We start from the raw sequence: 13,492 nt of genomic DNA on the forward strand, positions 1-13,492 counted from the left end.
CACAGGCACACCACGCAGACAGCCGATGCGAACAGCGTCGGCACGGAAGAACACGACAACGGCACATCACCGGACGAATCAGGAGCAACCCTCATCCAACGCGACCTCGAAGTACCGCCCTTTTGACGCCTCCTCGTCCCTGACACCGTCCGGGGGAGAGGCAGTGTTCGAGGGAGAGGCAGTGTTCGGGGGAGAGGCAGTGTCGACACTCGGCTCCGCATCCCGTTCAGGCGCTTAGCCCAGGTCCGGCGCCACGCACGGCACTGGCCCCTATGGGGCTGGCCTCATGGTGGTGCAGTGCAGCTGTCGAACACCGCCTCTTGGCCCACGCCGCCGCTCACCGCCGTGCGGCGCGGGGCCAGGCCGCGGGCGTCCCGGGAGAACGACGGCGCAGCCTGGCACATCGCCTCCAGGCGGCTCATCCCGTCCGCGTACAGCCAGTCATAGTCCGCCATGACATACGGGTGCAGCGTGCGCAGCCGCTCCTCGCACTTTTGTACGGCCGACTTGGTGGTGGGGTCGTCGGCCACGTGCGGCACGGCCTCGCTCCATATCCCGCCGACATCCTTGCCGACATCCTTGCCGACATCCTGCCGACGTCGAGCAGGTCGGCTTCCCCGAGCAAGCGCGCGTCGTGGGCCGGAGCCCAAACGGGCACGGGCGGCCTCCCGTACAGCGCCTCTCACTCGGCCCGCGTCCAGTCCTCCCCCGCCGGTACGCAACCGGCGCAGCCGAGGCAGGGTGAGCCAGCCGGCAACGAGGCCCCCGGGCGTACCAGATTTGTTCCCCGGCCGGCCGATCAGCCGTACGGGTCATTCCGGGCAGACTCCCTGCGGGCAGGCTTATGCGGCGCGCGGAGTCAGCGCAGGCGGGGATCGAGGGCGTCGCGGACGACGTCGCCGAGCAGGAGGAAGCTCAGCACCGTGGCGGTGAGGAACAGCGCGGGGAAGACCAGCAGGTGGGGGTGGTCGGCGAAGAACGTCTGGGCGATGTTCAGCTGCAGGCCCCACGACACCTCGGGGTACTGCAGGCCGACACCGAGGTAGTCGAGGGTCGCCTCACCGGCGATGACGTTGCCGACGTTCAGCATGGCCACGACGATGACCGGCGCGATCGCGTTGGGCAGGATGTGCCGGAACATCAGCCTGCGGTCGCTCGCGCCCAGCATGCGGGCGGCGGCGACGAAGTCCATGTCCTTGACGGCGATGACCTGCCCGCGCATCAGCCGGGTCATGGTCGTCCAGCCGAGCAGCACGAGGACCAGTGTCATCGCCCATATCCCGTGGTCGGGGAAGGCGACCAGCACGACGGTCGCGCCCAGCACGAACGGGATGCCGAAGAACACGTCGGTGAGCCGGGAGATGAGCGCGTCGACGAGGCCCCCGTAGTAGCCGCCCACCAGCCCCAGCAGGATGGAGATCAGCAGGGCGAAGACGGTGACCGCGACGCCGACCACGATGGAGGCCCGGGTGCCGTGCACGACCTGCGACCAGTAGTCGCAGCCCTGCAGGTCATACCCGAACAGGGCGCCGTCGGCCGGGCCGTGTTTCGACATGCGCAGGTTGCAGGCCTCATTGGGGCCGAGGCGGGCGAACAGCCCGGGGAAGGCCGCCATCGCCAGGGCCACCAGCAGGACGGCGGCCGAGAACCAGAAGACCACCCGGCCGCGCAGCTCTCCCCAGGCGTCACGCGCGAGCACGGCGGATCCTCGGGTCGAGCACGCCGTACAGCAGGTCGACGGCAAGGTTGGCGAGAATGAAGATCATGACGAGCAGGGTGACGACGCCGACGACGACGGGACCCTCCTGGAGCTGGATGGACTGGAACACCTGCTGGCCGATGCCGGGCAGGTTGAAGATGCCCTCGGTGACGACCGCCCCGGCCATCAGGTTGCCGAAGTCGACGCCGAGGTAGGTCACGACCGGGATGAGCGAGTTGCGCAGCGCGTGCAGCCCCACCACCCGGCGCCGGGACAGGCCCTTCGCGGTCGCCGTACGCACGTAGTCGGCGCGCAGGTTCTCCACGAGGGAGGTGCGGGTGAGCCTGGCGACGTACGCCAGGCCGAACGAGCCGAGGACCATGCCGGGCAGCAGGTAGCTCCCCGGCCAGCCCTCGTCGGTCCCCGCGGTCGGGAACAGCCCGAGATTGAGGCCCAGCACGATCTGGGCCGTGTACCCGACGACGAACACCGGGACCGCGATGACGAACGTGGTGCCGGCGAGGACCGCCGTGTCGGCGGCCCCGCCACGGCGCAGCCCGGCCAGGACGCCGAGGCCGATGCCGACGACGAGCTCGAAGATCCAGGCGGTCAGCGCGAGCTGCGCGGTGACCGCCCACCGGTCCTGGAGGAGCTCGCTCACCGGCTGGCCGGTGAACGTCTCCCCCAGGTCGCCCCGGAACACCCCGAGCATGTAGTGCCCGTACTGCACGAGCAGCGGCTCGTCGAGGTGGTAGCGCGCCCGCATCACGGCGAGCACCTGCTCGGGCACCGGCTTGTCACCCGCGAGCGCCAGGATCGGGTCGCCCGGCAGCGCGAACACCATCGCGTAGATCAGGAAGGTGGTCGCGAAGAACACCGGAACCGCCTGCGCCAGGCGCTGCGCGGCGTACCTCACCCTCGGGTCACCCCTGCTTGACGCTGATGGCGTCGAGGTTGGCGCTGTACGGCGTGACGTTCACTCCGCTGAGCCGGTTGGAGTAGCCGATCTGGTCCTGCCAGTTCCACAGGGGGATCATCGGCATCTCGGCCAGCGCGATGTCCTCGGCCTTCTGGTAGAGCGGGAGGCTCTCGTCGAAGGTCGGGGCGATGTTGGCCTGGTGGATGAGGTCGAGGAACTCCTTGTTCTCCCAGCCCATCCGGTTGCCCTCGCCCCACATGGACTCCAGGTAGTTCTGCGGGCTCGGGTAGTCCATGACCCAGTTGTTGCGGTAGGGCCCGTCCTGCTTGTGGGCGCGGAGCGTCGACAGGTAGTCGGACGCCGGGATCTTGCGGAACTTGATGTCGGCGATGCCGAGGTTCTGCTTGAGCTGGTTGGCGACGGCGGTCATCCACTGCTCGTAGCTCGGGTCGGCGTTGGAGAACCACAGGTTCAGCGTGCCGCTGAAGCCGCCGGCCTGGTCGAACAGCGCCTTGGCCTTGGCCGGGTCGTACGTGCACGCCTCGCCGCAGGCGTTCTCGCGATAGCCGGGCACCAGCGGGGCCAGCAGCGACGCCATCGGCTTGAACGTGCCGTTGTAGACCGCGTCCACGATGGCCTGCCGGTCGATCGCCATGGAGACGGCCTTGCGCAGGTCGGGGTTGGCGAACCGCTTGTCGAATACGGGGAAGCCGAGGTAGTCCATCGTGCCGCCGGCCGTCGCCACGAACCGGTCGCCGAGCAGCTTCTTGGCCTCCGGCGCGCTCGCCGGAGGGATCGTGAGCTGCAGGTCCACCCGGCCGGCCCGCAGGTCGGTGTAGGCGGTGTCGCGGCTGGCGTAGATCTTGAAGGTCACCTCGTCGGCCTTGGCCGCGCGCTCGCCGCTGTAGGACGGCGACCGCTTGACCTTGATCTGCTTGTCGTGCTCCCAGGCGCCGTCGAGGACGAACGGCCCGTTGCCGATCGGCGCCTGGTCGTACGCCTTGAGGTCGTCGAACGCGGCCTTCGGCATCGGCGCGAACGCGATCCACGCCAGCGTGATCGGGAACTGGCTGAACGGCGCGGTGAGCGTGACCTCAAGGGTGGTGTCGTCGACGACCTTGAGACCGCTCAGCTTGTCGGTGGAGGGCTCCCCGCTTTCGGGGTTGAGCTTGTCGTAGCCCTCGATCTTGTCGAAGTAGTAGTTGTTGGTCCATCCGTTCGGCCCGTACGCGGCCGCGTTCCACGAGTCGGCGAAGCTCTGCGCGGTCACCGGCTCGCCGTTGCTGAACTTCCGCCCCGGCTTGAACTTGATCGTCCAGACCTTCTGGTCGGTGCTGGTGATCGACTCGGCCGCCCGCATCTGCGGCTTGCCCGTCGCGGGGTCGATGGCGACCGGCGTGTCGAACAACGCGTCGAGCACGGTGATCGAGTAGCTGCTCGACGTGTTGCCGGGAGTGAGATGGTCGGGCTCGGTCAGCGCGACCGAGAACGCGTTCGCCGCCTTGCCACCACCGCCGCCGCCGTCGGACGACGACCCTCCCCCGCACCCACCGCTCAGCATGATGGCCGCCGCAGCGAGGGCGGCCGCCCGGCTTCTCGTGACCCTCACTGGTCCTCCACCTCATCCGTCGTGTTGCGGGTGAGGGTAGGAAACGGGGCCGCCGACTGCATCGGAGACTTTACGTATTCCTTGCACAACCTTTACCGGGCAGGCTGAGCATGGAGGATCCATGGATGCAATCAGCCTCAGCGCGCGGAGCCTGCACGCCGTCGCCGAACTGGGTTTCCAGGTGGCCCGGCAGGGGGCGCACGGGGCGATGACCGCGCTGGGCGAGGTCATCCCCGTGGAGGCCTACGAGTTCGTCGCGTTCGACCCGGCGACCGGCCGGCACCGTTCGCTGGTGGCGGCGGGGTACGCGCGGGTGGACGACGACGCCGCGGAGGAGTACGCCCGGCTCGACGCGTACCGCCGCGCGATGTCGCTGCGCACGCCCGTCGTCATGGGCTCCCCCGGCACCGAGCGCTACTTCCGCCGCCACCTGGAGCCGTACGGCTGGCGCGCGGGGATCACGACGCCGCTGTTCCTGACCGGCGGGCGCTACACCGGGCTGCTGCACGTGAGCTCCCGCGCGGACCTGCCGCCCGAGGCGCCCGCGGTGATCAGCGCGGTCTCCCCCGCCCTGGCCCACCTCACCGACGTGACCCGCTGCGTCATCGACCCGCTCGGCCTGCCGCCCGGCTTCCACGCCGTGGCGTACGAACGGGGCGGGCGGCGCAGGGACGTGGCGGGATGGCCCGCGTCGGAGGCGCTCGCGGCCGAGCCGGCGATGGCGGAGCTGGCCAAGGCGTTCATCGACTCCCGCGAGCTGTCGCGCCGGGGCCTGTGGCTCGACGGCACCGGCCAGTGGCGCGAGCTGCGCCTCCACCGGGCCGGTGTGGGCTTCCACGGCTCCATCCAGGGCGCGGTCATCGCCGAGCGCCCGTGCGCCCTCCCCTACGACCTGACCTCGCGGGAGATCGAGGTGCTCACCCGGGTCGCGCAGGGCGACTCCAACCCGCAGATCGCCGCCGCGCTCGTGCTGAGCGTGCGCACCGTGACCACCCATCTGGAGCACATCTTCGCCAAGCTGGGCTGCGACAGCCGTACGCGCCTGACCACGAAGGTGCTGGCCGAGGGATTGTGCCGGCTCGACATCCCGTGACCCCGTAATGATCGCCCTCGCGGGACGCGCCGAGGCCGGGTCCGACATTATTGGCGCATGTCGGTTCACGAGCGTCGGCGGCTCCCCACGGGTCTGGAGCTGCTGTTCGGCGACGGTGGCGACGGCCGGGTGCTGTCCGTCGAGCTGCCGTCCGGGTCCCTCGTGTGGCCTGACCCCGACTACGACAAGCTGCGCACCCATCACCGCCCCTCCTTCTGGCTGAGCGACGAGCCGGTGCCGGCCGGGCTGTGGGCCCGGCTGCGCGCCGAGCACCCCCGGTCGGGCCTGTGGCCGGTGCTGCTGGAGGACGGCGTGCAGCCCTGGTCGGCCGGGCAGATCGCGCCGGACTCGCCCGCCCAGGTCGACTACTACAGCGCGGCCGGGTTCATGGCCGAGACCTGGCAGGACCTGCTGCTGGGCCACGAGGCCTACCTCGCGCCGTTCGGGGCCGAGTGCCCCGGGATCGCGCCGCCCGCCGCGCTCGTGGCCGACCCTGAGGTGGTCGCCGACTGGTACGCCGACGTGGTGGCCGAGCGGATGACGCCGCTGGGGCTCGCCGCGGTGAACCGCGGCGCCGACGCCATGGTCGCCATGGGCTGGCAGGGGGCGCTGCACCACAACGAATGGACCGTGCCGCTGGCGGCCGTCGTACGCAGCTGGGAGGAACGGTTCGGGGCGCGGGTGGTCGGCATGGGGTTCAACACGCTGGAGCTCAGCGTCGCCGCGCCGCCCGCCACGCCCGCGCACGCGCTGCACGTGGCGGCCGAGCACTGGACGTTCTGCCCCGACAGCATCCTTCAGGGCCCCGGCACGCTCGCCGACTACGCCGAGCAGATCGTGGGCCAGAACGCCTGGTCGTTCTGGTGGGATTAGGGCGATAATTACCCGCGGACTGTTGGTGATCGAGGGGAGGCGGTTTGAGCGGCACGGAGCCGGGCGGGGGTGAACGGCCCGCGAAGGCGGCGGGTCTGAGCACCGGCACCGCGAACATCGCCAGGATGAGCGACTACCTGCTCGGCGGCAAGGACAACTTCGCGGCCGACCGGGAGTTCGCCGAGCGGCTGATGGCCATAGCTCCCGAGGTCAAGACGATGGCCGTGGACACCCGGGAGTTCCTCGAACGGGTCGTGGGCTTCCTCATCGGGCAGGGCGTGCGGCAGTTCCTCAACATCGCGTCCGGGCTGCCGACCCGGCGCAACACCCACGAGGTCGCCCAGGAGCTCGCGCCCGACGCCCGCGTGGTGTACGTCGACGACGACCCGGTGGTGCTCAACCACGCGCGGGCCATGCTCGCCCGCGACCCCGGCACCGGGGTGGTCGACGGCTCGATCCTGCGCCCGGCGGAGATGCTGGCCGACCCCGAGATGCTCCGGCTCATCGACTTCGAGCAGCCGGTGGCCGTGCTGATCCCGGCCCGGCTGCAGTATCTTCCCGACGCGGCCGAGCCGTACAAGTGCGTGGCCCAGGTGCGCGACCACCTCGCCCCGGGCAGCTACCTCGCCATCGGTCACGCCGTCTTCGACAGCCGTCCCGAACTGGCCGCGCCGATCGTCGAGCTGTTCCGGCACATCGTGCCGCAGGCCCACGACGCGCCGCGCGACCGGGAGAAGGTGCTTCGCTTCTTCGACGGCACCGAGCTCGTCGATCCCGGCCTGGTCTACATCCGCCAGTGGCGGCCGGACATCCCGCAGAGCACCGGCCGGGCCCAGCGGGTGTGGATCGTCGGCGGCGTCGGCCGGGTGCTCTGACGACCTACCGGATCTCTACCGGATGAGCACGCACGAGGGGGTGCCCACCGCCAGCGCCTGACCGGCCGGCTCGGGCAGCCCGTCCTTGAGCGCCAGCAGGGCGATGGAATCGGACCGCTGGTTGGCGACGTAGAGGCGGTCGCCGTCGATCGCGAAGTGGCGCGGCCAGCTTCCGCCCGAGGGCACTTCGACCACCATCCTGAGGCGCGGCCCGTCGACCTCGAAGACGCTGATGGTGTCCGGCCCGCGGTTGGCGACGTAGAGGTGACGGCCGTCGGCGGACAGCGCGATGTGGGAGGGCAGGTTCTCCTCGCCCTCCAGCACGGCGTCGCTCGCCCGCACCGCGCCCGCCTCCCGCCACTCGCTGTCGTAGACGCGCACGGTGCCGTCGAGCTCGCCGGTGACGTACCAGTAGCCCTCGTGGTGCAGGAAGTGCCGGGGGCCGCTGCCGGGGGCCAGCCGTACGGGCCCGTCGGGGTGCGGGCGCATGCCGGGCAGGAAGCGGCGCACCTCGTCGGTGCCGAGGTCGGTCACGTACAGCACGCCGTCGGGCCCGAAGACGGCCTCGTGCGCGTGCGGGCACTCCTGCCGGTCGGGGTTCGGGCCGTGGCCCTCGTGCCGGAACGTCAGCGGCTCGGGCTCGGGCATCCCGTCCTCGCCCAGCCGGTAGGCCGTGACGGTCCCGTCGCCGTAGTTGGCGATCACCAGCCACCGGCCCTCCGGGTCGAGCGCCAGGTGGCACGGCAGCGAGCCGCCACTGGGATGCTCGGCCAGCAGCCGGGGGGCGGGGTCCTCGTCGGCGAAGACCGCGAGCCCGCCGTCCTCGGCGCGTTCGAGCACGGCGTACAGCAGCGGCAGCCGCGGGTGCGCGATGACGAACGACGGCCCGGAGACGGCCGTCTCGGCCACCGCCTCCAGCCGCCCGTCCGCGTGCTGCCGGGCCACCGTCAGGCCGGGGCCCGACCCCTCCGTGTCGGGGGTGTATCCACCGATCACCAGACCGGGTCGGGACATTCGCCCTCCAAAGGATCAAAACGTTGGGATATCGCATGTTATCGGCCAGGCGGGGCCCGGAGGGACGACCGCCACCGGGCAGGGGGCGCGCCGCAGCAGGCCCTGCCCGACCGACCCGAGCCACCGGGCTCCCGTTCTGTGTGCCCCCACGACCAGCAGCCACCTCTCCCGGGCACACGCCGCCAGGGCGGGCAGCGCCGGCCCCTGGACGACCCTGGTCTCGATCGCGAGTCGGGCCCGGCAGCGTAGCCGCCACGGCTCGACGATCCGCGCCAGCGCCCGCTCGCCCTCCGCCGCGCGCCCTCTCGTGGCGTACACCGCGGTCAGCGGCAGCGACCTGCCGCGGGCGACCTCCACGGCGAAGCGCAGGACGGACTCCGCCTCGGGACCGGCCTCCGGCACTGCGTCGATGCCCGCCACCACCCCTCCGGCGGGCGGCCCGGACGCCGGCGCGCCCACCACGACGACCGGGCAGGCGGCGTGGGCCGCCGCGTACGCGCTGACCGAGCCGTGCAGCAGCCCGGCCAGCCTGGCCAGCCCGCCCACGCTCCGGCGGCCCAGCACCAGCATCGCGGCGTTCCCGCTGAGGCCGACCAGCGTGTCCCTGGGGTCTCCCCGCACGAGCACAGGACGGACCTCGCGGCCCGGCAGCAGGCGCTCGGCCAGCCGCACCCCCTCGAACAGCCGCAGCCCCGCCAGGCGACGCTCCTCGGCGGCGACGGCCTCCGCGCGCTCCGGGTCGGCGCCGTCCCACACATGGCACACCGTGACACCCGCACGGTGGCGGGCCCGGCACTCCGCCGCCGCCCACTCGATCGCGGCCCGGCTCTGCCGGGTGCCGTCGTAGGCGACCACGATCTCCTGCTTCATCTCACTCACACGGCCCGGCCGCGCGCAGACTGCGCTCCATGCCCCCAGCAGAGCACCCGGGCGCCGGCCGCGGCTCCGGGCGAAAGGCACCGGCCCCCGGGACCTTCGGCCCGCAGGACCCGGACGACACGCCGGGACAGGGTAATGATCCGCGCCGGACTTCCCCAGGATGCCGGCCGGGCCCAGCGATCCGGGCATATGCCCTATGTCGCTTTTATCCACTAACGCATGGGCGGGTGGTTGCCAGGTGTCTCGGCACTGCGCGGACGTCTCCAGAACCAACCTCGTCGCGGCGGTGCGGCGGCTCGCGGTGGCCGCGCTCGTCGTCTCGATGGCCGGCCTCGTCGTCGCGGAATCGGCGGAGGCGGCCTCGGCTCCGTTGCGCCGCAAACCCCACTCGGCCGCGGCGCCGAAGGCCGCTGCCCGTGCACAGGCCCGTGCCAAGGCTGCGGCCGAGGCTAAGGCACAGGCGAAGGCTAAGGCACAGGCGAAGGCGCGGGCCAAGCCCAAGCCCGGCCCGTACGGTTACCAGGCGGCGCGGGGCTCGCGGGCCGACGGCCGGCAGTTCAGGTCGGGCACCGGCAAGAACATCCAGAACCTCAACGGCGTCAGCACGCCCTCGCTCCTGAGCGGCCCGCAGTCGACCACCGTCACGTCCGCCGGGAAGATCACCAGCCAGGGCGCCTACTGCGCCCCCGGCAGCCGGTCGTGCGACGTCTCGCAGAACATGAGGTGATCGGCGCGCCGGGACGCTTCGTTCCCGGCGGGTGACCGAGTGAGAAGCGGGGGACGACCGCCTCCGGCAGCGCGGGCTTGATCCCCGCGCGAGCCGGCGGATTCAGATGTGGTGACGGCGCCATCTCCGGTCGGCCGCCACCCAGGCGGCCTCCCATTCGCGGTAGCGCCTGCGGTCCAGCCGGTGGCGCGCGAGCGCGAAGCTGGCCCAGGCCAGAAGGGCGACGCTCGCGACGACGCCGGCGGCGGCCAGCCCCGCCCTCGTCACCGTCTCGGCCCGATGCGGCGGCGGCGCGGCCGGCCTGCCCTCGGCGTCCACCCACAGCCGCGCGTTCGCCGGGCCGTCCCACAGGAGGAGCGCCGCCGGGACCACGCCCTCCCGGACCTCCCCGGACGGCAGCGTCCAGCGCACCGAGCTCGTCACCGGCAGGCCGCGCCCGCCTGCCCGGACGGCAATGCCCTCCCCGGCTGAAACGACACCGGAAGCGGCCCCGGCAGACGCCGCCCCGAGGGAAGCCGCCTCGGCGGGACCGGTCTCGAGGGAGGCCTCCTGGACGGGAGCGGCCTCGACCAGCGTGGCCTCGACCAGGTGCCGCGCCCCCGGCCCGACCCGCTCGGCCGCGACGCCGGCGTCGTACACGGTGTGAGCGGCCAGCGCCGCGGGCCACGCGGCGAACAGGACGGCGGCCAGCGCCGCCGCCGCGAGCGCCGCCTCGATCCGGTCGGAACGGCGGCGCAGCGGGTTGTGATCGGGCCGGTAGCGGCGTAACCGCGACACGACCCATCGGGTGATCGGCCTCATGGCGCACCTCCTGTCGGGCCACAGGAGGTCCCACTTCCCCGGGCGGGCCCGTCCACGCCCGCCCGGGAAAGCCCCCCGCCGACGCGGTGAGCGCCCGGTCGTAGATCTGGAACTCGTCGACGCTCAGGGGCCGGTCGCCGTACCGCGACGTGCCGATCCCGTTGTTGCCGGTCGTGCCGAGGCCGGACGGCTTGAGGGTCACGGAGGCGCTCACGAGTCCCGCGGCGAGGACGGCGGGGGTCAGTCCATCACGTCGGAGGCGGCGCGGCGGACGCTCTCGCTCTCGTCGATGACGAACCCCAGCCGCATGATCATCTGCGGCGCCTCTCCCGAGCACAGGTGCCTGCGGATGAACTCCCGCAACTCCGGCATCTCCAGCGCCTGGGTGTGGAACGCGACGCTCAGCCCGTACGCGGAGGCGTGCAGCAGCATCCGCTGCAGCGCCTCGCCCGCGCGCAGCCAGTCCTCCCGGTCGTCGCCCGCGGTGGTGAGCAGCGCCACGAGGCCCGTCGATGCGGACACCCGCTCGTCCGGCGCCATCCCCCATTCGTGGCCCCGCGCGTAGTCCCGTGGCGCGAAGTGCTGAGGATACGTACGCCGGGGATCGGTCGGATAGCCCGCCGCGGGCACGCCGTCGCGGCGCGAGCTGCCGGGCGGCCGGGCCCAGCGCATGAGTTCGAGGACGAACAACCGGTCCTGCGACTGCACGTCCTGGGCCGCGCCGGTGAGCGCGGCGAGCACCCGCGCGGACGTCTCCGATCTGATCGGCATCAGGTGGCCGCCCTCGGCCGCCGCCTCCGTCACGAGCGTGTCGACCAGGGGGTCGGGCACCGGCAGGGCGGTGAACCCCGACCGGTGGGTGCGGCGGCGCTCGATCTCCGCGTGCAGCAGGCGGGTGTGCTCGCCCGGCTCCCGCCCCGGCCGTACCCGCACGGTGGCCAGCAGCAGCGGACGCTCCGGGTCGGGGAAGCGCCGCATCTGGGGCTCGTATCCGAGGGCCTGCAGCGCGATCCGCACGTTCAACAGCGCGGCGCCGCAACTGATCGTCATCTGCCGGCCGGCGGGGTCGGAGACCCGCAGCTTCCTGTCGGGGTCGGCGCGCAGGCAGATCTCGTCGCCGGAGACGCCGAACGACCAGGGCTGGGTGTTGTGGATCGAAGGCGCCCACAGCGCCCCCTCCACCGCCGTCCTCGCTGCCTGCGCGATCCCTTCAGCGATCCGAGTGTTCACGGTTCCCTCCCCTGGCGGTCCCGGGCTTCGATCAGAGCAACGGCGGGGCGATCAGCAGGTCGTCCACGAGGAAGGCGAGGTCGGCGTCCACCTCGACGACGCCCTCGACCCGGCGTACGGCGTGCAGCAACGGCTTGATGTCCGACCTGCGGGGCACCTGCCCGCTCATCGTGACCACGCCGCCGGAGACGTTGATCTGGAGGTCGTCGGGGGCGAGGTTCATCCGGGCGGCGATCTCCTCGATGTCGGCCAGGATGTCCTCCGCCGGGCGCACGAACACCCGCAGCAGGTCGCCCTGGTGAACCGTCCCCACGATGCGGCCGGTCATGGCGTCGATCACGGGCAGTTGCTTGATGCGGTTGCGGTGCATCAGCCGGGCCGCGTCCCGCACGGACGTGCCGCCCGTGACCGTGATCGCGGGGCGCGTCATGATCTGGCCGGCCGTCGTGCCCGCCGCCTTCCGGCGCTCCTCGCGCCTGCGGGGACCGTCGAGCACGCTCTCGACCGGATCGATCTCCTTCAGCAGGATGTCGTCCTCCGACACCACCCCGACCGGCCGCCGGTCGGCGTCGATCACGGTGACCGCGCCCACCTTGAACCGCTGCATGGTGGCGACGAGGTCCGCGAACGACGCGTCCATCGGCACCGCGATCGCGACCTTGCCCATGACATCCTTCACCTTCGCCGTCATGACGACGCCTCCCATCTCTCAGTGCCCAGCGTGCCTCCGTCACGTCTTACGAGGTCAGCGGTGAAGGTCCCGACCCCCTGGGACTTTCGGCCACCCGTCGCGCCGCCCGGGGGCAGGGCATGGCGAAGGGCATGGCGAAGGGCCCTGCGGCCGGGGCCCTCCGTCCCTTCGTTTCCGGCTCGTACGGCGATGCGATGGGTATGGGACCGGCAGCGAGCCCGTAGAGGGGAGCCGATCATGCACATGAAGGTGCGGGACGTCATGACGAGCGAGGTCGCCTCCGTCAACGGCAGCACACCGTTCAGGGACGTGGCCGAGGTTCTCATCGCGCACGAGGTCAGCGCGGTGCCCGTCGTCGACGGCGAGGGCCACGTGGTCGGTGTGGTCTCCGAGGCCGATCTGCTGCGCAAGGAGGAGTTCCGCGAGCAGTACTACCGCGAGGGCTACCGCCCGCCGCTACGTGCCCGCCTGCGCGAGGCCATGGGGCACCGGGCCGCCAGGGTCCAGGAGCGGGCCCGTGGGGTGACCGCCGCCGAGCTCATGTCCGCCCCCGCGATCACCACGCGGCCGTACACCAGTGTGGTGAGCGCCGCTCGCGAGATGACCCGGCACGGGGTCAAGCGCCTGCCCGTCGTGGACGACGAGGGCGTGCTCGTGGGCATCATCAGCCGCCACGACCTGCTCAAGGTCCTCGCCCGCGCGGACGCGGACATCGCCCGCGAGGTGCGCGAGGACGTCATCGGCAACTGCCTGTGGGCCGACCTGTCGGGCGTCGAGGTGTCGGTGTCGGAAGGCGTCGTGACGCTCACCGGCAGTCTGGAGCGCCGCTCGCAGGCGCGGGTGCTCACGCGGATGGTCGAACGGACCAACGGGGTGATCGGGGTCGGCGACCGCCTGGAGTGGAAGGAGGACGACGTCGGTCCCTGGGAAGAGCACTGACCGGCCGCCGCCCCCGCCTCACACTCCGGAGCGAGGGAAACGCCGACACCGCTGCCCGACCATCAGGAAGGGCAAGGGTGTTATGGCGCACTGGCGCTTTACCGTCGAGAGGCCGTGAGCGGCGACGGCCGCGTCCGGCCTCC

General features: G+C 72.0%; 14 protein-coding genes. 5 read left to right on the top strand and 9 right to left on the bottom strand.

The features are described 5' to 3' along the window. Nucleotides 1–284: 284 nt before the first annotated feature. The 4 genes from FLX08_RS11325 to FLX08_RS11340 form a co-directional block, all read right to left on the bottom strand. A complete protein-coding gene (locus FLX08_RS11325) occupies nt 285–539 on the bottom strand; it encodes a hypothetical protein (RefSeq protein WP_142618667.1) in 255 nt (84 codons plus the stop codon). Between the two features lie 320 nt (nt 540–859). Beyond that, nucleotides 860–1,699: an ABC transporter permease gene (locus tag FLX08_RS11330; RefSeq protein WP_244312551.1), complete on the bottom strand. Its 840-nt coding sequence runs from the start codon at nt 1,697–1,699 to the stop codon at nt 860–862. After that, nucleotides 1,686–2,615, bottom strand: a complete 930-nt coding sequence (locus FLX08_RS11335) for an ABC transporter permease (protein ID WP_142618671.1) — start codon at nt 2,613–2,615, stop codon at nt 1,686–1,688. Before FLX08_RS11335 ends, FLX08_RS11330 begins: the two co-directional genes overlap by 14 nt. Nucleotides 2,616–2,622: 7 nt before the next feature. Further along, on the bottom strand, nt 2,623–4,227 hold the full coding sequence (locus FLX08_RS11340) for a peptide ABC transporter substrate-binding protein (protein WP_142618673.1): 1,605 nt from the start codon (nt 4,225–4,227) through the stop codon (nt 2,623–2,625). A gap of 121 nt (nt 4,228–4,348) precedes the next feature. Between FLX08_RS11340 and FLX08_RS11345 the strand changes: the two genes are divergently transcribed. Genes FLX08_RS11345 through FLX08_RS11355 form a run of 3 tightly spaced genes read left to right on the top strand, consistent with a single transcriptional unit; the run spans nt 4,349 to nt 7,068 of the window. After that, nucleotides 4,349–5,320: a LuxR C-terminal-related transcriptional regulator gene (locus FLX08_RS11345; protein ID WP_142618676.1), complete on the top strand. Its 972-nt coding sequence runs from the start codon at nt 4,349–4,351 to the stop codon at nt 5,318–5,320. 57 nt (nt 5,321–5,377) lie between these two features. Next, a complete protein-coding gene (locus FLX08_RS11350) occupies nt 5,378–6,193 on the top strand; it encodes a DUF4253 domain-containing protein (RefSeq protein ID WP_142618678.1) in 816 nt (271 codons plus the stop codon). Nucleotides 6,194–6,237: 44 nt separating this feature from the next. Beyond that, nucleotides 6,238–7,068 carry an SAM-dependent methyltransferase gene (locus FLX08_RS11355; RefSeq protein WP_244312552.1) on the top strand — a complete coding sequence of 277 codons (831 nt, stop codon included), beginning with the start codon at nt 6,238–6,240 and terminating at the stop codon, nt 7,066–7,068. Nucleotides 7,069–7,083: 15 nt separating this feature from the next. Here the strand turns inward: FLX08_RS11355 and FLX08_RS11360 are convergent, their stop codons facing one another. Both FLX08_RS11360 and FLX08_RS11365 read right to left on the bottom strand, forming a co-directional pair. After that, a complete protein-coding gene (locus FLX08_RS11360; protein ID WP_142618680.1) occupies nt 7,084–8,082 on the bottom strand; it encodes a lactonase family protein in 999 nt (332 codons plus the stop codon). A gap of 15 nt (nt 8,083–8,097) precedes the next feature. Beyond that, entirely contained in the window at nt 8,098–8,952 is an 855-nt protein-coding gene (locus tag FLX08_RS11365; protein WP_167530364.1) for a universal stress protein, read from the bottom strand. A 247-nt stretch (nt 8,953–9,199) separates the two neighbouring features. On the opposite strand from FLX08_RS11365, the gene FLX08_RS11370 reads away from it, so the two are divergent. Beyond that, nucleotides 9,200–9,688: a hypothetical protein gene (locus tag FLX08_RS11370; RefSeq protein WP_142618684.1), complete on the top strand. Its 489-nt coding sequence runs from the start codon at nt 9,200–9,202 to the stop codon at nt 9,686–9,688. Nucleotides 9,689–9,790: 102 nt separating this feature from the next. Here the strand turns inward: FLX08_RS11370 and FLX08_RS11375 are convergent, their stop codons facing one another. The 3 genes from FLX08_RS11375 to FLX08_RS11385 form a co-directional block, all read right to left on the bottom strand. Continuing rightward, nucleotides 9,791–10,489, bottom strand: coding sequence for a hypothetical protein (locus FLX08_RS11375; RefSeq protein ID WP_142618686.1), 699 nt, complete (start codon nt 10,487–10,489; stop codon nt 9,791–9,793). 240 nt (nt 10,490–10,729) lie between these two features. Continuing rightward, on the bottom strand, nt 10,730–11,719 hold the full coding sequence (locus FLX08_RS11380; RefSeq protein WP_244312553.1) for an Acg family FMN-binding oxidoreductase: 990 nt from the start codon (nt 11,717–11,719) through the stop codon (nt 10,730–10,732). A gap of 31 nt (nt 11,720–11,750) precedes the next feature. After that, nucleotides 11,751–12,410, bottom strand: a complete 660-nt coding sequence (locus FLX08_RS11385; RefSeq protein WP_142618688.1) for a CBS domain-containing protein — start codon at nt 12,408–12,410, stop codon at nt 11,751–11,753. A 237-nt stretch (nt 12,411–12,647) separates the two neighbouring features. On the opposite strand from FLX08_RS11385, the gene FLX08_RS11390 reads away from it, so the two are divergent. Further along, on the top strand, nt 12,648–13,349 hold the full coding sequence (locus FLX08_RS11390) for a CBS domain-containing protein (RefSeq protein ID WP_142618690.1): 702 nt from the start codon (nt 12,648–12,650) through the stop codon (nt 13,347–13,349). The last annotated feature ends 143 nt before the right edge of the window (nt 13,350–13,492 follow it).

The organism is Microbispora hainanensis (assembly GCF_006874475.1).
GTDB classification, from domain to species: Bacteria; Actinomycetota; Actinomycetes; order Streptosporangiales; family Streptosporangiaceae; genus Microbispora; species Microbispora hainanensis.

What these genes read in the sequence shown, in the direction of transcription:
- FLX08_RS11375 (WP_142618686.1), bottom strand. Translation starts at nt 10,489, where the DNA reads ATGAGGCCGATCACCCGATGGGTCGTGTCGCGGTTACGCCGCTACCGG.
- FLX08_RS11350 (WP_142618678.1), top strand. Translation starts at nt 5,378, where the DNA reads ATGTCGGTTCACGAGCGTCGGCGGCTCCCCACGGGTCTGGAGCTGCTG.
- FLX08_RS11390 (WP_142618690.1), top strand. Translation starts at nt 12,648, where the DNA reads ATGCACATGAAGGTGCGGGACGTCATGACGAGCGAGGTCGCCTCCGTC.
- FLX08_RS11365 (WP_167530364.1), bottom strand. Translation starts at nt 8,952, where the DNA reads ATGAAGCAGGAGATCGTGGTCGCCTACGACGGCACCCGGCAGAGCCGG.
- FLX08_RS11345 (WP_142618676.1), top strand. Translation starts at nt 4,349, where the DNA reads ATGGATGCAATCAGCCTCAGCGCGCGGAGCCTGCACGCCGTCGCCGAA.
- FLX08_RS11385 (WP_142618688.1), bottom strand. Translation starts at nt 12,410, where the DNA reads ATGACGGCGAAGGTGAAGGATGTCATGGGCAAGGTCGCGATCGCGGTG.
- FLX08_RS11360 (WP_142618680.1), bottom strand. Translation starts at nt 8,082, where the DNA reads ATGTCCCGACCCGGTCTGGTGATCGGTGGATACACCCCCGACACGGAG.